This window comes from Nocardia terpenica (genome assembly GCF_013186535.1).
Lineage (GTDB): Bacteria > Actinomycetota > Actinomycetes > Mycobacteriales > Mycobacteriaceae > Nocardia > Nocardia terpenica.
The window spans coordinates 1,653,516-1,679,415 of sequence record NZ_JABMCZ010000001.1 but is presented as its reverse complement, the minus strand read 5'-3'; the positions used below and the strand labels follow the sequence as shown (position 1 = coordinate 1,679,415).

Annotated in this window: 23 protein-coding genes and 1 other RNA gene; 12 read left to right on the top strand and 12 right to left on the bottom strand. The window is 69.1% G+C overall.

What is annotated here, in order from left to right; genetic code table 11:
• Nucleotides 1–235 precede the first annotated feature (235 nt).
• From HPY32_RS07725 to HPY32_RS07715, 3 genes are all read right to left on the bottom strand, one after another.
• Complete coding sequence (locus tag HPY32_RS07725; RefSeq protein ID WP_067591972.1) at nt 236–3,250, bottom strand: bifunctional [glutamine synthetase] adenylyltransferase/[glutamine synthetase]-adenylyl-L-tyrosine phosphorylase; 3,015 nt, start codon at nt 3,248–3,250, stop codon at nt 236–238.
• 24 nt (nt 3,251–3,274) lie between these two features.
• Nucleotides 3,275–4,612 carry a glutamine synthetase family protein gene (locus tag HPY32_RS07720; RefSeq protein WP_067591975.1) on the bottom strand — a complete coding sequence of 446 codons (1,338 nt, stop codon included), beginning with the start codon at nt 4,610–4,612 and terminating at the stop codon, nt 3,275–3,277.
• A gap of 73 nt (nt 4,613–4,685) precedes the next feature.
• The gene (locus tag HPY32_RS07715) at nt 4,686–6,230 is read right to left on the bottom strand and encodes an alpha/beta hydrolase (protein WP_067591978.1); all 1,545 of its coding nucleotides are present in this window, start codon (nt 6,228–6,230) and stop codon (nt 4,686–4,688) included.
• Nucleotides 6,231–6,373: 143 nt separating this feature from the next.
• Between HPY32_RS07715 and panB the strand changes: the two genes are divergently transcribed.
• From panB to HPY32_RS07695, 4 genes are all read left to right on the top strand, one after another.
• Nucleotides 6,374–7,222 carry a 3-methyl-2-oxobutanoate hydroxymethyltransferase gene (gene panB / locus HPY32_RS07710; protein ID WP_067596117.1) on the top strand — a complete coding sequence of 283 codons (849 nt, stop codon included), beginning with the start codon at nt 6,374–6,376 and terminating at the stop codon, nt 7,220–7,222.
• 136 nt (nt 7,223–7,358) lie between these two features.
• Entirely contained in the window at nt 7,359–7,820 is a 462-nt protein-coding gene (locus HPY32_RS44470; RefSeq protein ID WP_231951799.1) for a hypothetical protein, read from the top strand.
• The gene (pip, locus tag HPY32_RS07700; RefSeq protein ID WP_067591984.1) at nt 7,820–8,779 is read left to right on the top strand and encodes a prolyl aminopeptidase; all 960 of its coding nucleotides are present in this window, start codon (nt 7,820–7,822) and stop codon (nt 8,777–8,779) included. The genes HPY32_RS44470 and pip overlap by 1 nt, the downstream gene beginning before the upstream one ends.
• Nucleotides 8,779–9,642, top strand: a complete 864-nt coding sequence (locus tag HPY32_RS07695; protein ID WP_067591987.1) for a CHAD domain-containing protein — start codon at nt 8,779–8,781, stop codon at nt 9,640–9,642. The genes pip and HPY32_RS07695 overlap by 1 nt, the downstream gene beginning before the upstream one ends.
• A 46-nt stretch (nt 9,643–9,688) precedes the next feature.
• On the opposite strand, the gene HPY32_RS07690 is transcribed toward HPY32_RS07695, so the two are convergent.
• The 4 genes from HPY32_RS07690 to rnpB form a co-directional block, all read right to left on the bottom strand.
• Nucleotides 9,689–11,152, bottom strand: a complete 1,464-nt coding sequence (locus tag HPY32_RS07690) for an RNB domain-containing ribonuclease (protein WP_067591990.1) — start codon at nt 11,150–11,152, stop codon at nt 9,689–9,691.
• A 17-nt stretch (nt 11,153–11,169) separates the two neighbouring features.
• Nucleotides 11,170–11,502 (bottom strand): hypothetical protein, encoded by a 333-nt coding sequence (locus HPY32_RS07685; RefSeq protein WP_067591993.1) that lies wholly within the window; start codon nt 11,500–11,502, stop codon nt 11,170–11,172.
• Between the two features lie 460 nt (nt 11,503–11,962).
• Nucleotides 11,963–12,904 (bottom strand): slipin family protein, encoded by a 942-nt coding sequence (locus HPY32_RS07680; protein WP_067591996.1) that lies wholly within the window; start codon nt 12,902–12,904, stop codon nt 11,963–11,965.
• Between the two features lie 119 nt (nt 12,905–13,023).
• Nucleotides 13,024–13,443: RNase P RNA component class A (gene rnpB, locus HPY32_RS07675), an RNA gene on the bottom strand.
• 351 nt (nt 13,444–13,794) lie between these two features.
• Here rnpB and HPY32_RS07670 point away from each other — a divergent pair.
• Nucleotides 13,795–14,682 carry an alpha/beta hydrolase gene (locus HPY32_RS07670; RefSeq protein ID WP_067591999.1) on the top strand — a complete coding sequence of 296 codons (888 nt, stop codon included), beginning with the start codon at nt 13,795–13,797 and terminating at the stop codon, nt 14,680–14,682.
• Between the two features lie 31 nt (nt 14,683–14,713).
• Here the strand turns inward: HPY32_RS07670 and HPY32_RS07665 are convergent, their stop codons facing one another.
• Together HPY32_RS07665 and HPY32_RS07660 are read right to left on the bottom strand one after the other, a co-directional pair.
• Nucleotides 14,714–16,036 carry a bifunctional RNase H/acid phosphatase gene (locus HPY32_RS07665; protein ID WP_156674610.1) on the bottom strand — a complete coding sequence of 441 codons (1,323 nt, stop codon included), beginning with the start codon at nt 16,034–16,036 and terminating at the stop codon, nt 14,714–14,716.
• A 5-nt stretch (nt 16,037–16,041) separates the two neighbouring features.
• Entirely contained in the window at nt 16,042–16,779 is a 738-nt protein-coding gene (locus tag HPY32_RS07660) for a zinc ribbon domain-containing protein (RefSeq protein WP_067592005.1), read from the bottom strand.
• Nucleotides 16,780–16,942: 163 nt separating this feature from the next.
• Between HPY32_RS07660 and HPY32_RS07655 the strand changes: the two genes are divergently transcribed.
• Nucleotides 16,943–17,383, top strand: a complete 441-nt coding sequence (locus HPY32_RS07655) for an OsmC family protein (RefSeq protein ID WP_067592008.1) — start codon at nt 16,943–16,945, stop codon at nt 17,381–17,383.
• Here the strand turns inward: HPY32_RS07655 and HPY32_RS07650 are convergent.
• The 3 genes from HPY32_RS07650 to HPY32_RS07640 all read right to left on the bottom strand — a co-directional run bounded on the left by HPY32_RS07650 (nt 17,373) and on the right by HPY32_RS07640 (nt 19,997).
• A complete protein-coding gene (locus HPY32_RS07650; RefSeq protein ID WP_082871633.1) occupies nt 17,373–18,473 on the bottom strand; it encodes a Nif3-like dinuclear metal center hexameric protein in 1,101 nt (366 codons plus the stop codon). The genes HPY32_RS07655 and HPY32_RS07650 overlap by 11 nt on opposite strands.
• A gap of 208 nt (nt 18,474–18,681) precedes the next feature.
• A complete protein-coding gene (cobC, locus tag HPY32_RS07645) occupies nt 18,682–19,737 on the bottom strand; it encodes an Rv2231c family histidinol phosphate aminotransferase CobC (RefSeq protein ID WP_309247516.1) in 1,056 nt (351 codons plus the stop codon).
• A 95-nt stretch (nt 19,738–19,832) separates the two neighbouring features.
• A complete protein-coding gene (locus HPY32_RS07640; RefSeq protein WP_156674611.1) occupies nt 19,833–19,997 on the bottom strand; it encodes a hypothetical protein in 165 nt (54 codons plus the stop codon).
• Nucleotides 19,998–20,183: 186 nt separating this feature from the next.
• On the opposite strand from HPY32_RS07640, the gene HPY32_RS07635 reads away from it, so the two are divergent.
• The 6 genes from HPY32_RS07635 to HPY32_RS07610 all read left to right on the top strand — a co-directional run bounded on the left by HPY32_RS07635 (nt 20,184) and on the right by HPY32_RS07610 (nt 25,896).
• Entirely contained in the window at nt 20,184–20,519 is a 336-nt protein-coding gene (locus tag HPY32_RS07635; RefSeq protein ID WP_067592018.1) for a hypothetical protein, read from the top strand.
• Nucleotides 20,500–21,030, top strand: coding sequence for a DUF6879 family protein (locus HPY32_RS07630; protein ID WP_067592021.1), 531 nt, complete (start codon nt 20,500–20,502; stop codon nt 21,028–21,030). Before HPY32_RS07635 ends, HPY32_RS07630 begins: the two co-directional genes overlap by 20 nt.
• Complete coding sequence (locus HPY32_RS07625) at nt 21,027–21,863, top strand: helix-turn-helix domain-containing protein (RefSeq protein WP_067592024.1); 837 nt, start codon at nt 21,027–21,029, stop codon at nt 21,861–21,863. The genes HPY32_RS07630 and HPY32_RS07625 overlap by 4 nt, the downstream gene beginning before the upstream one ends.
• Before the next feature lie 128 nt (nt 21,864–21,991).
• Nucleotides 21,992–22,513: a low molecular weight protein-tyrosine-phosphatase gene (locus HPY32_RS07620; protein ID WP_067592028.1), complete on the top strand. Its 522-nt coding sequence runs from the start codon at nt 21,992–21,994 to the stop codon at nt 22,511–22,513.
• 5 nt (nt 22,514–22,518) lie between these two features.
• Nucleotides 22,519–23,451 (top strand): SURF1 family cytochrome oxidase biogenesis protein, encoded by a 933-nt coding sequence (locus HPY32_RS07615; protein WP_373686620.1) that lies wholly within the window; start codon nt 22,519–22,521, stop codon nt 23,449–23,451.
• Nucleotides 23,452–24,405: 954 nt separating this feature from the next.
• On the top strand, nt 24,406–25,896 hold the full coding sequence (locus HPY32_RS07610) for a cation:proton antiporter domain-containing protein (protein ID WP_067596119.1): 1,491 nt from the start codon (nt 24,406–24,408) through the stop codon (nt 25,894–25,896).
• The last annotated feature ends 4 nt before the right edge of the window (nt 25,897–25,900 follow it).

Here is a 25,900-nt window from a genome sequence, read left to right as displayed (position 1 = left end):
CCGGCTACGGGTGACCCCCGGCGTGGCGTGCGGCGCATACCGCATCCGACCGGCATCGGTGGCTCCCCTCGACTCGGCACCCACCCGCCCGACCGGAAAGACAGACCGTGGCGGCGCACTATGCCCGAGTAAACCGATACTCCGCCGCTTCTCTTCCCGCAACGGGTTATGTCTTGCCCCACAGCACAATCCACCGATGCATGGGTGCCGATCACCGGGAACGCCCGGTCCGGGGTCAGGCCCCGAATACCCGCTCGACCACTGTTTTCGCACGTCGGGTGATGCGCATGTAGTGGTCGAGGAATTCGCTGCCGTCGTCGGTGGGCCAGCCCGCCACGCGGGCGACCGCGGACAGCAGGCGACCGGGACCGGGCAGCTGGTCGGTCGGCTTGCCGCGGACCAGGACCAGGGCGTTGCGGGCCTTGGTGGCGGTGAGCCAGGCGTCGCGCAGCAGCGCGACGTCGGCCGCGTCGAGCAGCGCGGTCCGCTCGATGACGTCCAGGGACTCCAGCGTGGAGGTGTTGTGCAGCTCCGGCACGTCGTGGGCGTGGCGCAGCTGCATCAGCTGCACGGTCCACTCGATGTCGGCGAGGCCGCCGCGGCCCAGTTTGGTGTGGGTCGCCGGATTGGCGCCGCGCGGCAGCCGCTCGGAGTCGACGCGGGCCTTGATGCGGCGGATCTCGCGCACCGCCTCCTCGGACACCCCGCCCTCCGGGTAGCGCACCTTGTCGATGATGTGCAGGAACCGCACGCCCAGCTCCTGGTCACCGGCCACCTGGTGGGCGCGCAGCAGCGCCTGCACCTCCCAGGGCTGCGCCCACTGCTGGTAGTAGGCGTCGTAGGCGGCGAGCGTGCGCACCAGCGCGCCGTTGCGGCCCTCGGGGCGCAGCCCGGCGTCGACCTGCAGCGGCGGGTCGGTGCTGGGCGCGCCCAGCAGCCGCTGCACCTGCTCGGCAATCCCGTTGGCCCACTTGACCGCGACGGTCTCGTCCTCGCCCGGGCGCGGGTCGCAGACGAACAGCACGTCGGCGTCGGAGCCGTAGCTCAGCTCCCAGCCGCCGAGCCGCCCCATGCCGATGACCGCGAAGTCCGCGGGCGCGGGCCTGCCCAGTTCGGCCTCGCTCGCCCGGGTCACCGCCTGCAGCGCGGCCTCCAGCACCGCGACCCACACCGACGACAGCGCCTTGCACACCTGCGGCACCTCGAGCATGCCGAGCACATCGGCGGAGGCGACGCGGGCCAGCTCGTGGCGGCGCAGCGAACGCGCCGTGGCGATCGCGCGCCGCGGATCGTCGTAGCGGGCGCTCCCGGCGAGGATGCCCTCGCGCACCGCCGGCGGCTGCGGCACCAGCAGCAGCGGGCCGTCGGGACCGTCGGCGAACATCCGGATGGTCTCGGGCGCGTTGATCAGCAGGTCCGGCAGGTAGGCCGAGGACCCGAGCACGATCATCAGCCGCTGCGCGATCGCGCCCTCGTCGCGCAGCTCGCGCAGGAACCAGGTCTGCTCGCTGAGGCCCTCCGACACCCGGCGGTAGGCGAGCAGCCCGGCATCGGGATTCGGTGTGTCGCCGAGCCATCCCAGTAGCGTCGGCAGCAGCAGCGCCTGGATGCGGCCCTTGCGGCCCACCTCGCCGGTGAGCGCCTTGAGGTGGCCGAGCGCGTTCTCCGGCGCGGCGTAGCCGAGGGCGGCGAGCTGGCGGATCGCCGCCGCCGGGCTCAGCCGCTGCGCGTCGGCGTCCAGGCGCGCCACCGAGTCCAGCAGCGGCCGATAGAACAGCTTGGCGTGCAGGCGGCGCACCCGCACCGCATTGCGCTTGATCTCGCTGCGCAGCACGCCGACCGCGTCCTGGCGGCCGTCGGGGCGCATGTGCGCGGCGCGGGCCAGCCAGCGCATGCCCTCCTCGTCCTCGGGCGCGGGCAGGGTGTGGGTGCGCTTGAGCCGCTGCAGCTGCAGGCGATGTTCGAGCAGGCGCAGGAATTCGTAGGAGGCGGTGAGGTTCGCGGCGTCGTCGCGGCCCACGTACCCCCCGGCGGCCAGCGCCGTCAGCGCCTCGACGGTGCCCTGCACGTGCAGCGACTCGTCGGCCTTGCCGTGCACCAATTGCAGCAGCTGCACGGCGAATTCGACGTCGCGCAGGCTGCCGTGGCCCAGCTTCAGCTCGCGCTCGCGCAGGTCGGCGGGCACCAGATCCTCGACGCGGCGGCGCATGTCCTGCACGTCGGTCACGAAATCCGGCCGCTCCGAGGCACTCCAGACCATCGGCATGAGCGCGTCGCGGTACTGCTCGCCCAGCGCCAGATCGCCGGTGGCGGGCCGCATCTTCAGCAGCGCCTGGAACTCCCAGGTGCGCGCCCATCGCCGGTAGTACGCCAGATGCGAATCCAGCGTGCGCACCAGCGCGCCCGCCTTGCCCTCCGGGCGCAGCCCGGCGTCCACCTCGAAGAAGGCGTTGCCCGCCACCGCCATCATCTCCGCGGCCAGCCGGGTCGCGGTGGTGTCGGCGGGCTCGGCGACGAACACCACGTCCACGTCGGAGACGTAATTCAGTTCGCGCGCACCGCTTTTGCCCATGGCGACGACCGCCAGCCGCACCGGAACCGGCTCGTCCGGGCAGATCCTGGCCACCGCCACCGACAGCGCGGCGGTCAGCGCCGCGTCGGCCAGGTCGGTGAGGTGGCGGCCCACCTGCTGGTAGCGCAGCACCGGTTCGTTCTCCACCGTCGCGGCCAGGTCGTGGGCCGCCAGCAGCATGAGCTGATCGCGATACCGCTTGCGCAGCAACGCGATAGCGTCCGGACCGGCCACCCCGGCGCGATACAGCATGGGCGCGGTGTCGGCGGTGCCCGGCTCGGGCGCCGCCGAGACCGCCGCCAGCAGATCGGCGATCAGCTCCGCGCGCTCGGGCAGCGTGCCGCGGCGCAGCAGCTGCCAGCTCGCGGGCTCGGCCACCAGGTGATCGGCGAACGCGGTCGACGAGCCGATCAGCGCGAACAGCCGACCGCGCAGCGGGATCTCGGTGCGCAGCGCCGAATCCAGTGCGTCCCAATCCGACCCGAGCCGTTCGCGCAGCCGGATCAGCGTCACCAGCGCCAGATCGGCGTCGGGTGAGCGCGACAGCGCCCACAGCAGTGCGACACTGTCGACGTTGTCCCAGCCCAGTTCGTGCAGCGACGCCGCGGCCGTGGGCTCGAGCAGGCCGAGCCGTCCGGCGCCTGGGACAGCGGGACGGGCTGTCGGTGGCCTTACCATGCCCTTAAAACTACAGGGTCGCCCTCACAGATCCAGATACTCCTGGAGTTCGTAGGGCGTGATCTGAGCGCGGTAGCCCGCCCATTCGCGACGCTTGTTGCGCAGGAAGAAATCGAACACGTGCTCGCCGAGCGTCTCGGCGACCAGCTCCGACCGCTCCATCGCCTGCAGCGCCTCGTCCAGGCTGGCGGGCAGCTCACGGAAACCCATGGCGCGGCGCTCGGCGACGGTCAGCGACCACACGTCGTCCTCGGCCTCCGGCGGCAGCGTGTAGCCCTTCTCGACGCCGCGCAGACCGGCGGCCAGCAGCACCGCGAAGGTCAGGTACGGGTTGCACGCGGAATCGGGGCTGCGGATCTCGACCCGGCGCGAGGACGACTTGTTCGGCGTGTACATCGGAACCCGCACCAGCGCAGAGCGATTCGAGCGACCCCAGGACGCCGCCGTGGGCGCCTCGCCGCCGTGCACGAGCCGCTTGTAAGAGTTCACCCACTGGTTGGTGACCGCGCTGATCTCGTTGGCGTGCTCCAGGATTCCCGCGATGAACGCCCGCGCGGTCTCCGACAGGTTGAGCGGATCGTCGGGGTCGGCGAAGGCGTTCTGCTCGCCCTCGAACAGGCTCATGTGCGTGTGCATGGCCGAACCCGGGTGCGTGGCAAAGGGTTTCGGCATGAACGTGGCGCGCACGCCCTCGTCGATCGCCACCTCCTTGATGAGATAGCGGAAGGTCATCACGTTGTCGGCCATCGAGAGCGCGTCGGCGTAGCGCAGGTCGATCTCCTGCTGGCCGGGCGCGCCCTCGTGGTGGCTGAACTCCACCGAAATGCCCATCGACTCCAGCGCGTCGATGGCGTGGCGGCGGAAGTTCGGCGCCTCGTCGTGCACGGCCTGATCGAAGAAGCCGCCCTTGTCGACCGGGATCGGCATCCCGTCCTGCAGGCCCGATTTCACCAGGAAGAACTCGATCTCCGGATGCACGTAGCAGCTGAAGCCCAGATCACCGGCCTTGTTGAGCTGGCGGCGCAGCACGTGCCGCGGGTCGGCCCACGACGGCGAGCCGTCCGGCATCGCGATATCGCAGAACATGCGCGCCGAGTGCTGGTGGCCCTTGCTGGTCGACCACGGCAGCACCTGGAAGGTGGAGGGATCGGGCTTGGCGACCATATCGGCCTCCGACACGCGGGCGAAGCCCTCGATGGCCGAGCCGTCGAACCCGATGCCCTCCTCGAACGCGCCCTCCAGTTCGGCGGGCGCGATCGCGACCGACTTCAGATACCCCAGGACATCCGTGAACCACAGCCGCACGAAGCGGATATCCCGTTCCTCGAGCGTCCGCAGCACGAATTCTTTCTGGCGATCCATACGCGCGACTGTAAGCATCCGGCGTTAAATCCGTGTTACATGGTGAATGCGACACCGAAGCCAACTTCGCGCGTCATCCGCAAGTGAGGCCCTGCTGCGGCTCTTTCAGGTCGGTCAGGTACGCGAATACCGCGTCGTCCACGCACGACACGCCGCCCGACAGGAACGCGGTATGCCGGGTGCCGCGGTTGGTGATCAGCGACGCGCCCAGCTGCTGGGCCAGGTCGACACCATTCTGATACGGCGTGGCGGGGTCCTGGGTGGTGGACACGACGACGGTCTTCGGCAGGCCCGGGATCGAAAGCTTGTGCGGGCTCGCGGTATTGGGCACCGGCCAGAACGCGCACAGCTCGAGCGGGGCGTTGCCGTTGCCGTGGCCGTCGTCGAGGAACGGCGCCGCCTTGCGGTATTCGGTGTCCTGCTTGTCGGCCTCGGCGCGGTCCTTCACGGCCGGATCGTCCGCGCAGTGGATGGCCAGGAACGCGTCCTGCGAGTTGTCGTAGCTGCCGTCGCGGCGGCGGCCGTCGTAGAGGTCGGCCAGCTTCAGCAGGATGTCGCCCTGCCCGTTGGCCAGCTCGGTGAGCCCGGCGCTCAACACATTCCAGCTGTCCTCGGCGTAGAGCGTGTTCTGCACACCGGTGATGGCATCACCGAAGGCGAGGCCGCGGCCGTCCTTGGTGGTGGCGGGGTGCTCCCACAGCGGCGCGACCAGCTGATGGAACCTGGCCACCGCCTGGGTCGTGTCGGTGCCGAGCGGGCACTCCGGTTTGGTCGCGCAGTCGGCGGCGTAGGCGTCGAACGCCTTCTGGAATCCGGCGGCCTGCTGCACCGATTCCTTCTCCGGATCCTGCGACGGGTCGACCGCGCCGTCGAGCACCAGCGCGCGCACCTTGTCCGGGAACTTCTCCGCATAGGAGTAGCCGAGCCGGGTGCCGTAGGAGAAGCCGACGTAGGTCAGCTTCGGATCGCCGAGCACCGCGCGGACTACGTCCATGTCCTGCACCACCTCTCGGGTGCCGACGTGGGCGAGGAACTCGTTGCCGGTGCGCTCGCTGCAGTGCGCCGCGAACTTCTTGTTCTCGTCCTCGGCGGCCGCGATGCCCGCCGGGGAGTTGTCCTTCGGCGGCTCGGCCCGCTCGTCGTCCCACTCCTTGGCGGTCAGGCAGGTGATGAGCGGGGTGGACGCGCCCACGCCGCGGGGATCGAACCCGACCCGGTCGAAGCGCTGCGCGACCGGCGTGTCCTGGCCCTGCCCGGCCATCCACAGCCCGGCCTGGCCGGGGCCGCCGGGGTTGAACAGCAGCGAACCGATCCGCTGGCCGGTGGCCTTGACCCGCGACAGCGCGATCTGCGCGGTGCCGCCGTCGGGCTTGGCGTAGTCGATCGGCACCGTGATGCGGGTGCATTCGGTGCCGTCGGGGAATCGCGTGGAGGAGTCGACATAGCCGTCGCAGGGACCCCACTGCGGCTTCTGCTCGTAGAACTTCTCCAGCCCGGCCGGAATGGGCGCGGCCGCCGAAGGGCCGGGTGCGGGATTCTTCGACGACGTGGAGCACGCGGCGGCCACGCACATCAGGGCCACCGCGGCGGCCACACGACCGGTTCGCAACAACGACATGCGCACGATCCTCCCATCCCGGACGGTGTGAGCAATCGCATGGCTCGGACGCCCTATTCGCGCCCGCGGCCCGGTGGCACACTGAAGCCGTCACATCAACCCGGGGACCCGAACGGGCCTCGAGGACGACGAAAGGGACGATGATGTCCGCAACCGATCAGGAAACCCCTGCCTACGGCGCTGCACCGGCTACTTCCCGGCGGAAGACGCGAGTACAGCACCTGCAGCAGATGAAGGCCGCGGGCGAGAAGTGGGCGATGCTCACCGCCTACGACTACTCCACCGCGAAATTGTTCGAAGAGGCCGGAATTCCGGTGCTCCTGGTGGGCGATTCGGCGGCCAACGTGGTGTACGGCTACGACACCACCGTGCCGATCACCATCGACGAGCTGGTCCCGCTGGTGCGCGGCGTGGTGCGCGGCGCACCGCACGCGCTCGTGGTCGCCGATCTGCCGTTCGGCAGCTACGAGGGCTCCCCCGCCCAGGCGCTGGCCTCGGCCGTCCGCTTCATGAAGGAGGGCGGCGCGCAGGCGGTGAAACTCGAAGGCGGCGAACGGGTCGCGGACCAGATCGCGACGCTGACCGATGCCGGAATCCCGGTGATGGCGCATATCGGGTTCACCCCGCAGAGCGTCAACACCCTCGGCGGATTCCGGGTGCAGGGCCGCGGCGACGCCGCCGAGCAGTTGGTCGCCGACGCCCTCGCGGTCCAGGAGGCCGGGGCGTTCTCGGTGGTCATGGAGATGGTCCCCGCCGAACTTGCGGGCCAGGTCAGCCGCAAGCTGACCATCCCCACCGTCGGCATCGGCGCCGGCCGCGACTGCGACGCCCAGGTCCTGGTCTGGCAGGACATGGCCGCCTACACCAGCGGCAAAACGGCGAAGTTCGTCAAACACTTCGCCCACCTCGGCGACGAACTACGCACCGCCGCAGCCACTTACGCCACCGAGGTCCGCACCGGCACATACCCGGGCCCGGAACACAGCTTCTGAGCCCGAAAGATCGGGCGGCCACCACCCGGTGGCCGCCCGTCTTGTTCCCACCACGTTCCCATCGCGATCCCGGCATGCTTTTGGCCGGGATGGCAGACTCGGGGTCGACGGAGCACTACTCGAGCAAAGGGAACTGATGTCGCAGAGCCGTTGGATGACTCGTGGGGCGCTGGGCGCCACCGGGGTGGTGACTGTCGCGCTGATCGCCGGATGCGGGGGCGGCACCGGAGGGGCGCCGACACCGGCCGGATCCAGCGGGCCCACCTCGTCCGGCGCGGCGCACCACAGCGGGTCGGCGGCGCCGTCCAGCGGCGCGCCGCAGACCCCGGTGCAGGTCACCGACGAGGTCTCCAAGCAGCTGTGCGACGCCATCGCGCCGCAGCTGTCGGACTGGCGGGTGCAGGGCCCCACGCTGGGCCGGACGGCCCTCAACATCACCGTGCACGAATGGGCGCTGCGCAACGGCGGTTTCAACCTGCAGGTGCTCGGCGACAAGGCGGTGATCGACCGGATCACCGTCAAGTCCTGCCCGGACGTCCGCACCCAGGCGCTGCAGGCGCTGGAGCTGCAGGACCTGGCCTCGGGGATCGCCTTCTGATGCGCACGCTGTACCCGCCCCTGGAACCCAACCGCACCGGCATGCTGGACGTCGGCGACGGCCAGCACCTCTACTGGGAGGAGAGCGGCAACCCGGACGGGAAACCGGTCGTCTTCCTGCACGGCGGCCCCGGCGGCGGCACCGAGCCGTCGTATCGCCGCTACTTCGACCCGCAGGCGTACCGGATCGTGCTGTTCGATCAGCGCGGCTGCGGCCGATCCACGCCGCACATCGCCGACGGCGCAAGCCTGGAGACCAATACCACCTGGCATCTGGTCGGCGATATCGAAAGGCTCCGTACGCATCTGGGCGTGCAGCGCTGGCAGGTGTTCGGCGGATCGTGGGGTTCGACGCTGGCGCTGACGTACGCGCAGACCCATCCCGAGCGCGTCACCGAACTGGTGCTGCGCGGGATCTTCCTGTTGCGGCGCAAGGAAATCGACTGGTACTACAACGGCGCGGCCGGATACGTCTATCCTGATCAGTGGGAACAGTTCCTGGCGCCGGTGCCGGAGAATGAGCGCCGAGGAGACCTCGTGAGCATCTACCATCGGCTGCTGCACTCCCCCGACCCACAGGTCGCCACCGCGGCGGCGGTCGCCTGGTCCACGTGGGAGGGCGCGACGAGTACGCTACTGCCGCAACCCGATCGGGTCGCGCAGAGCGCCGAGCCGCGCTTCGCACTGGCCTTCGCGCGCATCGAGAACCACTACTTCGTCAACGGCGGCTTCCTCGACGACGGGCAGCTGCTGCGCGACATCGACCGCATCGCGCACATCCCCGGCGTGATCGTGCAGGGCCGCCACGACGTCGTGTGCCCGCCGGTCAGCGCGTGGGATCTGCACAAGGCGTGGGCGAATTCGGAGTTGCACATGGTTGCCGACGCCGGTCACGCGGCCGCCGAGCCGGGGATCACCCACCACCTGCTCGAAGCCACCGACAAGTTCCGGGAGTCCTGATGCCAGCCGCAGCCGGTCCGGCCCTCGTCACCGCCCTGAGCGACGACGTGGACCGGCTGCTGGCGGCCGAACCCGCCGTGCGTGACGACATTCCGGACGCGGTGCACAAGATGCGGGTGGCGACCAGGCGGCTCCGCAGCGTGCTGCGCTCGTACCGAAAGGTCTTCCACCGCACGCCCATCGACGAGACGCGCAGCGAATTGCGCTGGCTCGCTGGAGTTCTCGGCGTCGCACGAGACGCCGAGGTGCGGGCCGAGCGGTTCGCTGCCCACCTCGAGGAGCAGCCGGCGCAGGAGCGCCGCATCGGCCGCCGCCTGGTCGCCGCCGAGCGGGCCCGCTACGCCGCGGCCCACCGCGTGGTGCTGGAGGCCCTCGACAGCGAGCGCTACACCCGGCTGGTGCGGCGGCTGGAGCAGCTGCGCACCGATCCCCCGCTGCGCCGCAAGCGCTCCCGCCGCGAGGCCACCAAGGTGTTCGCGAGCGTGCTGCGCACCGAATTCCGCGCCCTGCGCCGCCTGATCAAGGCCGAGCCGGAGGTGGCCGAGGACGCCCACGTCGAGCACCTGCACGATATCCGCAAGGCCGCCAAGCGATTGCGCTACGCGGCCGAGGCCGCCGACGATGTGCTCAACGGCCCCGCCGTCGAATTGGCCGGTCGCGCAAAGAAACTCCAGAGCGTCCTGGGCGACCACCGCGACGCGATCGAAGCCATGACCACCATCCGCCACCGCGCCACCCGCGCCCGCTCCCCCCACGGCCGAGCCGCCTACGACCGCATGTACCGCACCGAATCCGACGCCGCCCGCAAGGCCCTCTCCGACTACCCAGCCACCGCAGAATTCCTCTTGCGCACCAACAACTGATCCCGGCACGCACCAACAACTGATCCCGGCGCGCTTTTGGCCGGGATCAGTCGGCCGGAAAGGCGAAGGTGACCGTGCGGGTGGTGGGGTCGGCCTCGATGAGGCGGACGCGGACGCGCCAGCCCTCCGGGGGGCCGCCGACGCACTTGGCGACCACGGGTGGGGTGGTGACGAAGACCTCGGCGGGGCGGCTGCCGTTGGCCTCGCGGACCACCACGGCGTCGAATGCGGTGCCCAGACGCTGGGCCAGCACGGTGGCCTCGGTGAGATCGATGCACGCGCGGTCGAGCCTGCCCGCGAGGGCGTCGCAGCGGCGCATGGATTCCGCGGCCGCGGCCAGACCGTCGCGCACCCAGTCGGGCACCGGTGTGCCCGCGCAGTGCGCCAGGCAGATCTCGGTGGCGTAGCGGTCGGCCAGTCGCCGCAGCGGGGCGGTGACGTGCGCATACGGTGCGCCGATACCGCTGTGCCGCAAGACTTCCGGCGTCTCGCCGTCGAGCACGGTGTAGGTCGCGCCGCGTAACAGGCCGGTCGCCTCGGACATCAGCGCCAGCGCGGCCGGGGTGCCGGTGTCCAGCCCGGCGAGCATGCGCCCGGCGGACTCGCCCTCGGGCCATTCCACGCCGAGCGCGGCGGCGGTGCGGCGCATGGTGTCCAGGGCCGATTTCGCCGGTGCGGGCATGGTGCGCAACAGCCCGATCCGCCGACCGCCGGCGCCGTCGAGCATGATCCGCGCCGCACAGATCCCGGTGAGCAGCGAGACCTGCTCGTTCCAATCCTCGGCCGCCATGCGCGGTTCCACCACCAGCTGCCAGCGTTGTTCGCCGTCGCCGGAATCGCCGTCGCGGGCCGGTCCCTTGCCGTCGCGGACCACGGTCTGGGCGGGCAGGCGCAGACCGATGGCGCCGCGGGATAGGCCGGACTCGATGCGGAGCCGGCCGAATTCGGGCAGGGCGGCGATGGCGGGGTGCAGGCGGCCGGCATCGGCATCGGCCTGGACACCGGCGTAGTCGAGGCGGGCGTGGGAGCGGACCAGTGCGCGCTGTACCGAGCAGTGCCGGATTTCGGCTCGGTCGTCGCAGTCGATGGTCCACAGCGCGGCGGGGCGGTCCTGGCCGGGCAGCAGGCTCGCCGATCCCTCGGACAGCACGGTCGGGTGCAGCGGGACGGCGCCGTCGGGCAGGTAGTAGGTCTGGCCCCGGGTCAGCGATTCCTTGGCGAGCGCCCCGGCCGGGGCGATGACGGCCCCGACATCGGCGATCGCGTACTGCAATCGGAAACCGGTGGGGGTGCGTTCCAGATACAGCGCCTGGTCCAGATCCAGCGCGCCGGGCGGGTCGATCGTGACGAAGGGGATATCGCGGAGATCGGCCCGGGAGCCCGCGAACGCATCGGCCGCGCCGCGGGCCTCCGAGAGGGCCTCGGACGGATACTCCGAGGCCAATCCGAATTCGGTTCGGACGGCACCGAAATCGACCGGCGCCGACACGATCCAGGGATGAAACTCCACGCGGATACGCTGAGAAACTACTGCAGCGCCAGCATGGTGCCGTTCAATTGATCGAACGGCCCGTACACCGTGAACACGACCCGCCCGTCCGGGTAGTGCGACGACAGATCGGCCGCCGCGTCGAGCGCCTGCCCGAACGACGCCGCCGACGGGTGCGGCAGGCCGGAAATGGCCTGGCCGATGTGGGTTTGATGGACCCACTGGGTGTCCCCGGGGGTGAGGTCGACCTGGACCCCGCCCGGCAGCGGACTAACCGTCACCGCCGACGCGGAGCCGGCCCCCAGCACAGCCAAAACAGAAGCAGCACCGGCGATCAAGGCACCGGCGACCAGTTTGCGAACCACTCGCATAAAGACAGAACCTGCTTTCCGACGTTCGTTGACACCCACAGCCCCCGCAGCCACCCCCTGCAACGGAAGCTTTCCAACGCGCACTACCTTATGACGCCGATCACCCTTCCTGCCAGTTAGACGCGGTATGCCGCGCCGGACACGCCGACCGGTCTTATCTGTCGGACCCATGTTTCAGATCGACCGATTTCCGCTGGCGGTGGGCGGGGACGGCGCGCGCTGTTACTGTGGCGGCGTGTGCCGGGTGGATGCCGGTTCCGGCACACGCTCGCAAGCATCCGCAATCGTCGACAACAAAGGGAGTCCCGCACCGCATGTCGTCCATCGTCTACGACTACCTGCTGCCGCTGCTCGGTCCGGAACAGGCCGCCTACTGGGCGCAGATCCTGGTCGTCAATCCGGCCGGTTGAGCGTTCCGACACCCGCGGCGGCACCCGAATCCGGGTGCCGCCGTTGCCGTTTACGCACGCCTTTCCGGCACGCCCGCCACAGATTCCGGCGCACTCACCACAGATTCCGGCGTGCTTTTGGCCGGAATCTCCGACGCCCCCGCCTCCAGCCCGAGCGGCTCGGCGGCCGCAGATTCCTCCGTCACTTCGGCTTTCGATTCGGCGGCGGAGCCGCCCGATTCTCCGTCCTTGGGAGTAGACCGCTCCAGAAACCGCAGCAACTCCACCGGGAACGGCAGCACCAGCGTCGAATTCTTCTCCGCCGCCACCTCGACGACCGTCTGCAACAGCCGCAGTTCCAAGGCCGCGGGGGCGGAGGCCATGGTCGAGCCCGCGTCGGCGAGCATCTGCGACGCCTGCAATTCGCCCTCGGCCGTGATGATCCGGGCGCGCCGCTCGCGTTCGGCCTCGGCCTGCCGCGACATCGACCGCTTCAGCGATTCCGGCAGCGCCACATCCTTGATCTCCACCCGATCGATGTGCACACCCCACGCCAGCGCCGGGCTGTCGATCATCAATTCCAGGCCCTTGTTGAGCTGTTCCCGATTGGACAGCAGATCGTCCAATTCGCTCTTGCCGATGATCGAGCGCAGCGAGGTCTGCGCCACCTGGCCGACGGCGAACAGATAATCCTGCACCTCCACCACCGCCTGCACCGGATCGATCACCCGGAAATACACCACGGCGTCCACCCGCACGGTGACGTTGTCGCGCGTGATGCCCTCCTGCGCGGGCACCGGCATCGTGACGATCTGCATCGGCACCTTGCGCATCCGGTCCACGAACGGGATCAGCACCCGCAACCCCGGCTCGCGCACCGCGCGCACCCTGCCGAACCGGAACACCAGCCCCCGCTCGAACTGCTCGACCACCCGCAGCCCGGTCCCGACCGCCACCGCGCTCACCACGGCCCCGGCCCCCACGATCGTCCCCAGAATCGCCACCAAGTCCATCTCGCACCGCCCCGCGAATCGCCCGGCACACCAACGCAACCGAACCCTTGCCATCGATCATGGCACCATCCGCCCCCGGGCGAGCGGAATTTCTGCTCGCCCAGGGGGCGGGACGGAGGAGGACGAGTCGGTCTGTAAGCCGGATCCTGTACCCGGTGCATACCGGGCGGCGACCATCCATCTGGGTGCACCGTTGCCGGGCACCTCGAGCGGTCCACCCGCGGGCTCGGGCGAGCAGCCCTCGAACACCCGCGCAGCCGCACTCGCGAGGAATGCGACCTTCGACCTTGCTCCGGGCGGGGTTTACCGAGCCGCCCCGGTCACCCGGGGCGCTGGTGCGCTCTTACCGCACCGTTTCACCCTTACCGGCACCGGACGCGAATCCGGCACCGGCGGTCTGTTCTCTGTGGCACTGTCCCGCGGGTCACCCCGGGTTGCCGTTAACAACCGCCCTGCTCTGTGGAGTCCGGACTTTCCTCGGCGCCAGGCAGCGACACATACGTGCCCGTTCCTCTCGCCGCGGTCGCCTGACCGACTCGTCTGTGCCTATTATGCCGCACTGTGTTTATGGCGCCGCCTCCGGCGTCGCGGGGTTTGCGGCCCCTGGGGGGCTCGTCGTTCAGCGGCCGAGACTCGCGCTTCGCGCATGCGCTTCGGCCGCTGAACGACGAGCCGGGCCGCAAACCGTTGTGGTTGCGTGGGAGTCGCACCCATTTCATAGCGCCGGGGCATGGTCCCATTCATGCGCCGGGGCATGTTCTGTGTCGTAGAGGTGGGCATGGTCTTGCCCGCAGCAGGCCGTCCGGTATGCCGGATTCGGCGTTCTGGGGGCGGGCGTAGACCGTAGCCAGGTCGGCGAAGGATTTCGGGACACAGTACGGTATTTCGCCATGGAGCGTGTCGAGGTGGGGTTCCCGGCGGGAAGCGAACAGTGTGCAGCGTGGCTCTATCGCCCGGATGGGCCGCCGAAGCCGCGGCCGCTGGTCATCATGGCACACGGGCTGGGGGCCGATCGGGAGATGGGGCTGGATCGGTATGCCCGGCGGTTCGCGGCGGCGGGAATGGGCGTGCTGGCCTTCGACTATCGCCATTTCGGCGCGAGCGGGGGCACGCCGCGGCAGCTCATTCACATCGCGCGGCAGCGGGAGGACTGGCGGGCCGCCATCGCCTTCGGCCGCACCATCAAGGGTTTCGATGCGACGCGGATCGCGTTGTGGGGCAGTTCGTTCGGCGGCGGGCACGTGCTGTCGATCGCGCACGAGGACGACTATCTCGCGGCCGTGGTCGCGCAGTGCCCGTTCACCAGCGGCCGCGCCTCGGCGTTCGCCAAGGGCCCGATCAGCCTGACCAAGACCGGAACCCTGGCCATGACCGACATTCTCGTCGGCCCGATCCGCCGCAAGCCCGTCGGCGTCCGACTAGCCGGACGCAAGCATTCGGCCGCGCTGATGAGCGCGGCCGACGTCCCGGAGGGCTTCGGCCGCCTGGCCGAGGAGAGCCAGCGCTATCAGCCGAAGGTGGCGGCGCGGTTCGGCCTGTCGGTGCTGTTCGACTCCCCGTGGCGGCGTACGAAATCCATCAAGGTGCCCGTGTTCTACGCGGTCTGCGACAACGATTCGGTCGCGCCGGTCGGCCCGACGCTCAAGGCCGCCGAACGCACCAAACACGCTGTCGTGAAGCGCTATCCGATCGGTCATTTCGACATCTACTTCGACGACTGGTTCGAGAAGGCCGTCTACGACCAGACCGAATTCCTGGTGTCGGTGCTGCGCCCGTAGCAGGGTCGGCGGCCGGAACGCGCCGCGCCGCCTACAGATACGAGGTGTCGTTGACCAGACGCACCGAGGTGCCGCCGTCGGGATAGAACTCCGCGACCGACAGCGACGCCAGGTCCAGATGCAGCCGGAACAGCAGCTCGGGGCCGACCGCCAGCGCCAGCTGCAGCAGCGTCTTGATCGGCGTCACGTGGCTGACGACCACCACGTTCTGTTCCGGATACAGCGCCACGATGTCTCGTCGCACGCCCTCGACCCGCTCGCGCACCTGATCGAAGCTCTCCCCGCCCGGCGCGGGCACCGACGGGTCGCTCAGCCAGCGCGCGTGCAGCTCCGGATCCCGTTGCGCCGCTTCGGCGAACGTGAGCCCCTCCCAGGCGCCGAAGTCGGTCTCGATGAGCCCGTCCAGCACCCGCACCGGCGCCCCCAGCGCCTGCGCCGCGGCGTCGGCGGTCTCACGAGCCCGGTCCAGCGGTGAGGTCACCACCGCAGCGATATCACCCCTGGTCGCAAGATATTTGGCGGCTCGCGCCGCCTGCTCCCGCCCCAGCGCGGTCAGCGGCGGATTCCCTCGCCCCGAATACCGCCGCTGCACAGACAGTTCCGTCTGCCCGTGCCGAAGCAGCAGCAGACGAGTCGGGCGACCGGTGGCACCGGTCCATCCGGGGCCGACCGCCTCGGAGCGCCGCTCGGCAGCGGGTTCGATTGCGTCGCCCCGATTCTCGGTGAACGACCCGCCCCGCTCCCAGGCGACAAGACCGGTCGCGTCGCCGCGCTTCTCGGCAGCGAGACCGGTCGCCTCGCCCCGAGTCTCGGCGACGGGGCCGGGCGTCCGGTCCCGGCCTTCGTCGGCGAACCCGGCCCGACTCGACCGATGGGTTCGGGTGCCAGGCGAATCTCTGTGCGAGGCAGCCGCATTCGCGTCGGAGGCGCGCACCTCGCCGACCAGCGGGGCATCGTCCATGGCTTCGTTGGCGAGGCGGTCGGCGTGCGAGTTCTGCGCGCGCGGGATCCATTCGAAGTCGACGCGGTCGAAGCCTGCGGCCAGGCGGCGGGCCTGGTCGGCGAGCGGAATCATGGCCGCGTGCTTGACCTTCCAGCGGCCGGTCATCTGCTCGACGACCAGTTTGGAGTCCATGCGCACGTCGACCTCGCGGGCGCCGAGTTCGGCGGCGGCCGACAGGCCCGCGATCAGGCCGCGATATTCGGCGACATTGTTGGTGGCGACGCCGAGCGCCTCCTTGCGCTCGGCCAGCACCCGCTCGCGGTCCGCGTCCCACACCACCGCGCCGTAGCCCGCGGGACCCGGATTGCCGCGCGAACCGCCGTCGGCCTCGACGATCACCCTCGTCGGCACGGCACTCACAATCCGGACTGCTTGGTGCGCACCATGATCGCGCCGCACTCCGGGCAGCGGACCACCACGTCGGGGGCGGTCTTGGCGATCCGGGCGATCTCGCCGCGGTCCAGTTCGATGCGGCAGGCGCCGCAGCGGCGGGCCTGCAGCAGTGCCGCGCCCACGCCGTGCAGGCCGCGCTGCTTGTCGTAGATGGCGAGCAGTTCGGCCGGGAAGCCCGCGGTCAACCGCTCGCGGTCGGTGGTGCAGCGCTGCGCGGCGGTGTCGAGATCGGCCACCGCCTCGTCGCGGCGGCGCTGCGCGTCGGCGAGGTCGTCGTCGGCCTTGCTGAGGTTGGCGCCCGCGTGCTGGTGGTCGGCGACGGCGGCCTCGCGGCGCTCCATCACCTCGAGCAGATCGTCCTCGAGCACCGACCGGCGGCGCTCCAGGCTGCCCAGCTCGTGCTGCAACTCGGAGAGCTGCTTGGCGCCGACGCTGCCGTTGTCGAGCATGCCCCGGTCGCGCTGTTCGCGCTTGCGGACGCCGTCGATCTCGTTCTCCAGCTTGCGAATATCGCGGTCGAGGTCGTCGATCAGGATCTCGACCTTGACGGCCGCGTCCTTGCGGACGGTGCGCTCCTCTTCCAGGCGCTGCACCTCCTGCTGCTCGGGCAGCACCTTGCGGCGATGCGCGATCCGCGTCAGTTCGGCGTCGACGGCGGCAAGATCGAGCAACTTGGCCTGGATCGGTGGTTCGACATTCAACGCGGAACTTACTCCTACACTATGGACGGTTCGGCGGCATCGACGCCCGATCGCGGCGATGCCGAAAGTCCAACCGTACTCTCTTCCCGCCCCACCGCGTCCCAACCCCACCCGAATGCTCAGGTCGGACCGGGTGCGAATGTGCCGTGGCACTCTCGAAACCATGAGCGAACATCACTACGAGGTCGAGGTGGTCTGGAGCGGGGCTACGACCGACTACCGGTCCTACACCCGCAATCACGAGGCGCACGCGCCCGGCCGCCCGCCGATCCTCGCCACGGCCGATCCCACCTTCCGCGGCGACCCCGACCGCTGGAACCCGGAACAGCTGCTAGTCGCCGCGCTCTCCGAATGCCACATGCTGTGGTACCTGCACCTGTGTGCCGAGGCGGGCATCGTCGTCGTGGACTATCGCGATTCCGCAGCGGGCACCATGGACAACGTTCGCTTCCAGCGGGTGGTGCTGCGTCCCCGGGTCACCGTCACCGATCCCGAGCACGCCGACCACGCCCGCGAACTGCACGAGGAGGCGCACAAGCGCTGCTTCCTCGCCAATTCGATGAACTTCCCGGTCGAGCACGAACCGGTGATCGTCACGCCATAGGAATCGACCGGTCCGCCGCGCCGAGCGTCCAGGGATCGGTGCGGATCGCGGAAACGCGGGTCTGCAGGCCGGGCAGCGCCGCCCGGACGAGGTCGCGAGCCTGGTCGCACCACGGGAATTCGGTGGCCCAGTGCGCGGCATCGATCAGGGCGGGACCACCGGCGCGCAGGTGCTCGTCGGCGGGGTGGTGGCGCAGGTCGGCGGTCACATAGGCGTCCACGCCGAGCCTCGACACGGTGGCGAGGAAGGAATCGCCCGCGCCGCCGCACACCGCGACCCGGCGGATGACCCGGTCCGGATCGCCCGCGGCCCGCACGCCCCAGGCGGTGGCGGGTAGCGCGGCCTGGACGCGAGTGGTGAAGGCGCGCAACGATTCCGGTTCGGGGAGTTCGCCGATGCGGCCCAGGCCCAGACCGGACGGGAGTGCCGCGCGCTCGGTCACGTGGAATGCCGGGTCAGGGTCCGGGTGCGCGGTGCGCAGGGCGGTGAGCACCGCCGTGCGGGCCGCGGGCGGGGCCGTGAGTTCCAGGCGTTCCTGTTGCTCGCGTGCGGGTTCGGCGGTCGGGGCCTCCCGCCAGCCACCGCACGCACACGAGCGGGCGCTCGCCCCGGCCGCGATCAGCGCGGCGCGCATCGGGTCGGCGTGGGCGACCGGCACCCATACCGACCATTCATCCACCGGCGCAGTCGGTTTCGGTTCCAGTGGACCGGTGACGGTCAGCCCCAGCGCCTGCGCGAGCGCATCGGACACCCCGGGATCGGCGGAGTCGGCATTGGTGTGCGCGGTGAACAGCGCACAGCCGCTCCGGATCAGCCGGTGCACCAGCGCCCCCTTGGGCGTGCTCGCGGCCACGGTGTCGACACCGCGCAGCAGCAGCGGATGATGCACCACCAGCGCTTGCGCACCCCACTCGATCGCCTCGTCCACCACCGCGGCGGTCGCGTCCACCGCGAACAGCACCCGGCTCACCCCGTCCTTGGGATCCCCGCACACGAGCCCTACCGAATCCCACGACTCGGCCAACCGCGGGGGGTAGGCCGCTTCGAGTACCGCAATGAGTTCCGCTAGGCTCACTTCCGCCTGCGTCACGCTGAAACCTCCTTCACACCAGTATTTTTCATGCCGATTCGTTTTCTGGCCTTGGATCCCGGCCAAAAGCGCGCCGGGAACTAGAACTATGACGTGCCAGGACTAGAACTATGAAGCATGCCGGGAACTGGAACTATCGAGCAGGACAGGCACTAGAACTACCGAGCAAGACAGGCAATAGAACTACCACGCAGGACGGGCACTACAACTACCGGGCAGGGCGGTGCCTCGGTGGGAGCAGGATCTCCCGCAGGGCGGTGACGAGGTGGTCCACGACGGGGGCCGGGCGGACGGCCAGGCGGAGGTGGGTGGAGTCGAGGCCGGGAAAGGTGTCACCGCGGCGGACGGCTATTCCCTTTTCGGAGAGTTGTTTTCGGAGTAGGTCGGCGTCGGAGGTGCGGACGAGGAGGAAGGGGGCGTGAGCGGGTTCGTGGATATCGAGGCCGAGCTCGCGCAGGCGGGGGATCATGGCGGCGCGGTCGGCGGCGATTCGTTCGGCGCGGGAACGGGATTCGGCGACGGCGGCCGGTTCCGCGGTGGCGGCAATGGCCTCCAGTTGTAGCGTGCCCAGCGGCCAGTGCGCGCGACCATGATCGAGACGAGCCAAAACATCAGGGGCACCGAGGAAATAGCCGCACCGCAGCCCCGCCAGCGCCCAGGTCTTGGTCAGGCTGCGCAGCACCAGAACATCCGGAAGCGATTCCCCGGCAAGCGATTCCACCTCCCCCGGCACGGCATCGGCAAACGCCTCATCAACCACCAGCAACCGCCCCGGCCGCCGCAATGCCCGAATCGTCGCCGCCGGATGCAGCACCGAGGTCGGATTGGTCGGATTACCGACCACCACCAAATCGGCATCCTCCGGCACCAGCCCCGGCTCGAGCTCATACGGCGGCGGCAACACCACCCGAGTCACCGCCACCCCCGCGTCCCGCAACGCCAATTCCGGCTCGGTAAAAGACGGATGAACCACCGCCGCCAACCGCGCCCCAAGCCGCGGCACCATGGCAAACCCCTCCGCCGCCCCAGCAAGCAACAGCACTTCCTCCACCCCCCGCCCATGCCGACCCGCCACCGCCTCCCGCGCGCCCCGCACATCCCCCGCACTCGGATACCGCCCCACATCGAACAGCCGCCCCACCAACCGTTCCCGCAACCACTCCGGCGGCCCACTCCCCTGCACATTCACCGCAAAATCCACCATCCCCGCCCGCACCTCCACATCCCCGTGATGCCGCAGCGCCACCCGATCGACGTCCTCCACATCGGCCCCCGGGCCGCACACGGCGGGCCGGGCAATGTGGGGCGTCGGGATCTCCTCAGACACAGCCCTCCACCCTACGTGGGCCCATCGACACATCACCCGACCCTGGTATCGGCGGCGTCCCGGTTCTCCGCCGCCCCAGCCTCGCGGTAATCATGCAGCTGGAGGTAAACACCCGGATCGTCATCACTGTCATCGTCATAGGCAGCGACTTGCAGCATTCCACCGGGAAAGACGAACGTCCTCGAACGTGCGGTCATGGCAATCCTTTCCTCCTTTGCCTCCCGAGAACCAGACCCGACGCTAGAAACCGGCAGCTCTCGGCGTCTACGAACTTGCACAAATTTGCCCAAAATCGGCCGTTGCTACGCGAAACCGACCGCGCTGAGGGAACATCAGAACCGGCAGTGCAAGCATGAGCACACCGCCCGACAGGAGACAAGATCATGGATACGGAGTTGACGTTTCTCGGCAAAGGCGGATCGAAAGTCAACGACTGCCCGACCCTGTACACCACCGATTACGGAACCTATGTAATCATCGGCTGGAAGACCGATGCGCCGGATACGATCGAGATACCACATCTACTACTCGGCTTCACGGAGAAGGAAACATTCATCGGTGCGACTATGACCGATACCGGCCGGGGAACATTCACACTCACCGGGAACCCGGTGACCGAGTCACGCCTCCTCGCGCAGCTTAAAATTGAAGCCTACGAGGCAGCTGTCGAGGTATCGAAAATTCGAAGGGAATACTACGGTGGAATTGAGGCAGCATAACCCGTGGCCGGAGCTCTTCGAAGCCTGCCGACGGTCGGCCTTCCATTTAGAGGTCCGAGACAGTTACGCAGTGCCCGATGAGTTCGAGCCGTTTCGTCGATTCCTGCATGGGGAACCCAGGATCGCCGAGCCCGATCCGAAATGGCGGGAATGGAAAGATCTGATGCGGAGGCTGACGCGGTCCGGAGTAACAGTGAGCCGTGTACGGGTGGTTACGGTTCCCCACAGCGATTATCAGCGATGGCTGCTCAGCGAGACGGGCGACAATATCGAGGCCGGTGAAGATATCCGGTACCTGCCTCGTCATCTCGCCGGGGAAGTGCCCACAGACGACTTCTGGTTGTTCGATGACCGGACAGTCGCCTTCAACCTTGTCGATCGAGAGGGCGGACCGGCGGGTGCAGCCGTAACCACCGACCCCGATATCGCCGCCTACTGCGTGAGGGCGAAAGAACGACTCTGGGAGCTGGCAACACCTTACGTCGAGTATGCGGCGGCCGCCGGACTGTGACGAACGCGGTACAGGAAGCGCGGGAAGCTCTCGGCAAACGACTCCGGGAAATTCGTCGGAGGGCAGGAGTCACGGGCCGGGAGCTTGCCGCACGCGCCGGATGGCACGAGTCCAAGGTCTCGAAGATCGAATACGGGAAGATCAAACCTTCCGACGCCGACATACGCGCATACTGCGTTCACACCGGCACCGAGGATCAACTAGCCGACCTACTGGCCACTCTGCACAATATCGACTCCGCATACATCGAATGGCGGCAGGCACTCGGCACAGGCATAAAACGCATACAACAACAAACTCTGAAGCTGGAAGCCGAAGCGACCTTTATTCGCAATTGGCAACCTCAGGTCATAACCGGGCTGTTGCAGACGGCCGACTACGCCGAGGCGATCCTGAAATACGCGATAGACTTCTACGGCATACCCGACGACCTGGATGGAGCCGTATCCAAGCGGATGGAACGGCAACAGGTCCTCTACAAACGCAACCACAGGTTCCATTTCCTGATCGGAGAGCAATCTCTGTACACGACAATCGGCGACGACGAAGTAATGGCAGGGCAGCTGGACAGGCTTTACTCGATAATCGGGATGCCTCGCGTCACCCTGGGGATTGTGCCCAGGGAGACCGAGGGAGTGGTAGTGGTGGAAAACTTCGTGATGTTCGACAATCGTATGGTGAAAGTGGAGGGTCATACGGCCGGGATAGCGGTCACGCAGCCACGAGAGATCGCGCTGTACGGGAGAGCGTTCGATATCCTCGCGAGCCGATCCGTCATCGGCGAGCAGGCTCGGCGACTGCTTCGCAAGGCGATGGACACGCGGACCGCATAGCCGTACGCCGTCGCTGCAGCTCGAGGGCTCGCGGCACCCCGAGAGCGCGAGTCAACCCCGCCGCCAGCGCTCCCGCCCTCATGCCCATCTACTACCCTCCGTAGCGGACCGCGCGCCGACCCGACACAATGGCTGTCGTGGGTGAGCTGCACGTGACCTTCGTCTGCACCGGCAATATCTGTCGGTCGCCGATGGCCGAGAAGATCTTCGTTGCGCATCTGGAGCGGGCCGGGCTGGGTGGTCGGGTCCGGGTGAGCAGTGCCGGGACCACGGCGTGGCATGTCGGGGCCGAGGCCGATCCGCGGACGACGGCGGTGCTGCGGCGGTACGGGTATCCGGTCGGGCATCGGGCGGCGGTGGTGGGGGCCGAGCACAAGAGTGCGGATCTGGTGGTGGCGCTGGATACCTCGCACGACCGGGATCTGGCGGCGCTGGGCGTTCCGGCCGATCGCCGTCGGCTGCTGCGCAGCTTCGATCCGGATGCCCGCGGCGCCGATGTCGCCGATCCCTACTACGGCGACGACGCCGATTTCGAGGAGGTTCGCGAACAGATCGAGGCCGCGGTCCCGGGCCTGCTCGACTGGGTGCGCGAACGGCTCGACGGTGCGCAACCCGCGGGCACCGGGGAGACATCGGGGCGGGCTCGATGACCATGCTGCGCCGACTCACCTTCCTGCTGCGACCCAGCTGGGTGATCCTGGCCGCCGTGGTCGTGGCGTTCGCCTACCTGTGCTTCACCATCCTCGCGCCCTGGCAGCTGGGCAAGAACGGCAGGACCTCGCACCGCAACCAGCTCATCGCCGACTCGGTGAGCGCCGCCCCGGTGGACGTCACCACGCTGCTCGACAAGCCCGCCACCGAGGACACCGAATGGCGGCGTGTCAGCGCCACCGGCAACTACGTACCCGGCTCGACGGTCCTGGAGCGGCTGCAGCGGCTCGAGGACAAGCCCGCCTACGGGGTGCTGGCCGCGTTCCGTCTCGACGACGGCCGCACCCTGCTGGTGGATCGCGGCCTGGTCGCGGCCGCCGACGGCGTGCAACTGCCGCCGATCGCCGAGCCGCCGAGCGGCCCGCAACGCATCGAGGCCCGGCTGCGCAAGTCCGAGGGCATCATCCCCGGCAAGGACCCGATGACCCGCGACGGCTACCGCCAGGTGTATTCCATTGACACCGGCCAGGTTTCGACCGTACTCGGCACCCCGCTGACCACCGTCCCGACCGGCGGCCACCCCGGCTACCTGCAACTCACCGACAAGCAGCCGGGCGCGTTCACCTCCCAGCCGCTACCCCAGCTGGACGCGGGCCCATACCTGTCCTACGGCCTGCAATGGATAGCCTTCGGCGTCATGGCCCCCCTGGGCCTGGGCTACTTCGTCTACGCCGAACTCCGCGAACGCCGCAAGGAACGCGCCACGGCCACACCCCCTCCCGCCCCGGCCCCCACCGAACCCCCCGAGCCGGTGAAAGATTCACACGCCCCCACCGAACCCCCCTCCCCCACACCGATTTCCACAACCCCACCAACCCCCCACCAGCAAACCACCGCCGAACGCCTGGCAGACCGCTACGGCAACGCCCGCCGCTGAAACCACCCCCACCCGCGTACACAGCCAATGCCAGCGATACACGGAACGCCCACCGCGCAGCCGATCCCGGCCCCGGCGCGGCGACCGGCGACTTCGGCAGAACCGCCCAGCACGGCCCCGGAACCGCAGCGACGCGGCCGAATTCAGCAAAGACTCCCCATCGCAACCACGGAACCGAAGCAGCAACAATCGGATTCGACCAAGACCACCCGACGCGGCCCCGCAACCCAGGCGACAACAACCGGGTTCGGCCAAGCCCGCCCGACGCGGCCCCGCGACCCAAGCGGCAACAGCCGGATTCGACCGAAACCGCCCAGCGCGACCACAGGACCGAAGCGGCGACGGCCAGGCTCGACCAACACCCCCCGGCACGGCCCCGGAACCGCAGCGGCAACGGCCAGGTTCGGCGGACACTGCCGGGCGCGGCCACGGACCGAAACGGCGGCGGCCGGATTCAGCGGAGACTCTCCGACGCGGCCACGGAACCGCAGCGGCAACGAGCAGGTTCCGCCGAGACTGCCCGACGCGGCGACGGAACCGAAACGGCAACGGCCGCATTCAGCAAAGACTCTTCGGCGCGGCCACGGGAACCGCAGCGGCGACGGCCATGTCCAGCAGACACTGCCAGCACGGTCTCGAGATCGAAACGGCAACGGCCGGGCTCAGCAGAGACTCCGGCGGCAACGGAACCGCAGCGGTGATGGCCAGGTTCGGTAGAGACTGCCAGCGCGGTCTCGAGACCGAAGCAGGGTCGGACTCGCCCATGACCCCCGACGCCGCCACGGGACCATCTTCGTTCAGCGCGTCAATAAACCGTTAAGGTGGAAGCGGAGTGTCGGGAAGTCTGGTCGACGAAGTGGTGGTGGTTCGATCGGCGGAAGGACATCACGTGTCGGTCTCGCGATGCCCCTGTAGGGACATTTCGTCGTGCTGGGCGATCCGGGTTTGGGCGCGATGACCGACGTGACGGTCTTTTCCGGTGCCCTGCTGGTGGTCTCGCTGGTCGGGCTCGCGGCCGTGCTGTCCAATCGACTCGGTGACTGGTTTCCGGTGCCTGCTCCGGCGCTGTTTCTGGTCTGCGCCGCCGCGGCCTCCGATGTCTGGCCCGCCCTCGGCGGTGTGCCGGTCACCCTGGTGGAGCGGGTGGTCACGGTCGCGCTGGTGGTGATCCTGTTCGACGGTGGGATGCAGATCGGCTGGCGGCGGTTTCGGGAGAATGCCAGGGCCATCGCCTGGATCGGGGTGGCGGGCACCCTGGTTACCGCGGCCGCGTTGGCGCTGGCCGCGCACGCGCTGTTCGGCCTGGACTGGCGGATCGCGCTGCTGCTCGGCACCGCCCTGTCGCCGACCGATCCGGCGGTGGTGTTCTCGGTGCTGGGCCGCCGCCAGATCGGCGGCCGCAGCGGCGTGCTGCTGCAGGGCGAATCCGGGGCCAACGATCCGGTCGGCATCGCGCTGCTGGTGGTGCTGCTGGGCACCACGAGCCTCGGCGGCGACGCGATCGGCTCGGTCCTGGGCGAATTCGCGGTGCAGATCGTCGTCGGCGCGGTGCTGGGTCTCGCGGGCGGCCTCGGGCTGCTGTGGTTCATGCGGCGGGTGCCGCTGCCGACGTCCGGGCTGTACTCGCTGCGGGTGCTGATGAGCGTGCTGGCAATCTACGCGGCGACGACCCTCGCGCACGGCTCCGGATTCCTCGCGGTGCTGGTGGCGGGGATCGTGATCGGCGGCCAGCGCGCGCCGTATCGCGCGGAGATCGCCCGATTCCATTCCGCGCTGGCCAATCTCGGCGAGATCGTCGCCTTCGTGCTGCTCGGGCTGACCATCCAGGTGACCGGGTCGCACGGGGTGGCCGTGGGCGGCGCGTGGTTCATCGGACTCGGGCTGGCGGTGCTGCTGGCGCTGGTGATCCGGCCGCTGCTGGTCGGCGCGCTGACCTGGCGGATCCGATTGTCGCGCGGGGAACGGCTTTTCGTGCTGTGGACCGGATTGAAGGGCGCGGTACCGATTCTGTTGGGCACCTTCATTCTTCGTGCCGAGGTCCCGGACGCCCGGCGCGCCTACGAGATTATTTTCGTGGTGGTGGCGTTCTCGGTCATCGTGCAGGGCAGTGCGGTACCGGCGCTGGCACGGCGGCTGGGTGTGCCGCTGGAAACGGTGAATCTCCGGCCGTGGACGATGAATACGCGGTTCGAGGAGGAGCCGGACAGCCTGCACCGGTTCACCGTGGCCGCCGGGTCGGCCGCGGACGGCAGCAGCGTCGCCGAGCTGCCGTCCGACGATCTGTGGGTGAGCGTGATCATTCGCCGCGGGCGGTTGGTGACCGTCAGCGCCGATACCCTGCTGCACAGCGGCGACGAGGTCGTCGTGCTCGCCGAGCGCGCCGCGCTCCCCCAGGTCGCCGCCCTGTTCAGCTCCGAATCGACGGGGCCGCAACCGGTTTCGTAACGAT

Bases quoted from the DNA above. Each gene is read 5' to 3' on its own strand.
- HPY32_RS07695 (WP_067591987.1), top strand. From the start codon at position 8,779: ATGCCAGCCGCAGCCGGTCCGGCCCTCGTCACCGCCCTGAGCGACGAC.
- HPY32_RS07655 (WP_067592008.1), top strand. From the start codon at position 16,943: ATGAGCGAACATCACTACGAGGTCGAGGTGGTCTGGAGCGGGGCTACG.
- pip (WP_067591984.1), top strand. From the start codon at position 7,820: ATGCGCACGCTGTACCCGCCCCTGGAACCCAACCGCACCGGCATGCTG.
- HPY32_RS07715 (WP_067591978.1), bottom strand. From the start codon at position 6,230: ATGTCGTTGTTGCGAACCGGTCGTGTGGCCGCCGCGGTGGCCCTGATG.
- HPY32_RS07610 (WP_067596119.1), top strand. From the start codon at position 24,406: ATGACCGACGTGACGGTCTTTTCCGGTGCCCTGCTGGTGGTCTCGCTG.
- HPY32_RS07670 (WP_067591999.1), top strand. From the start codon at position 13,795: ATGGAGCGTGTCGAGGTGGGGTTCCCGGCGGGAAGCGAACAGTGTGCA.
- HPY32_RS07685 (WP_067591993.1), bottom strand. From the start codon at position 11,502: ATGCGAGTGGTTCGCAAACTGGTCGCCGGTGCCTTGATCGCCGGTGCT.
- HPY32_RS07720 (WP_067591975.1), bottom strand. From the start codon at position 4,612: ATGGATCGCCAGAAAGAATTCGTGCTGCGGACGCTCGAGGAACGGGAT.
- HPY32_RS07635 (WP_067592018.1), top strand. From the start codon at position 20,184: ATGGATACGGAGTTGACGTTTCTCGGCAAAGGCGGATCGAAAGTCAAC.
- HPY32_RS07620 (WP_067592028.1), top strand. From the start codon at position 21,992: ATGGCTGTCGTGGGTGAGCTGCACGTGACCTTCGTCTGCACCGGCAAT.
- HPY32_RS44470 (WP_231951799.1), top strand. From the start codon at position 7,359: ATGTCGCAGAGCCGTTGGATGACTCGTGGGGCGCTGGGCGCCACCGGG.
- HPY32_RS07725 (WP_067591972.1), bottom strand. From the start codon at position 3,250: ATGGTAAGGCCACCGACAGCCCGTCCCGCTGTCCCAGGCGCCGGACGG.
- panB (WP_067596117.1), top strand. From the start codon at position 6,374: ATGTCCGCAACCGATCAGGAAACCCCTGCCTACGGCGCTGCACCGGCT.
- HPY32_RS07680 (WP_067591996.1), bottom strand. From the start codon at position 12,904: ATGGACTTGGTGGCGATTCTGGGGACGATCGTGGGGGCCGGGGCCGTG.
- HPY32_RS07640 (WP_156674611.1), bottom strand. From the start codon at position 19,997: ATGACCGCACGTTCGAGGACGTTCGTCTTTCCCGGTGGAATGCTGCAA.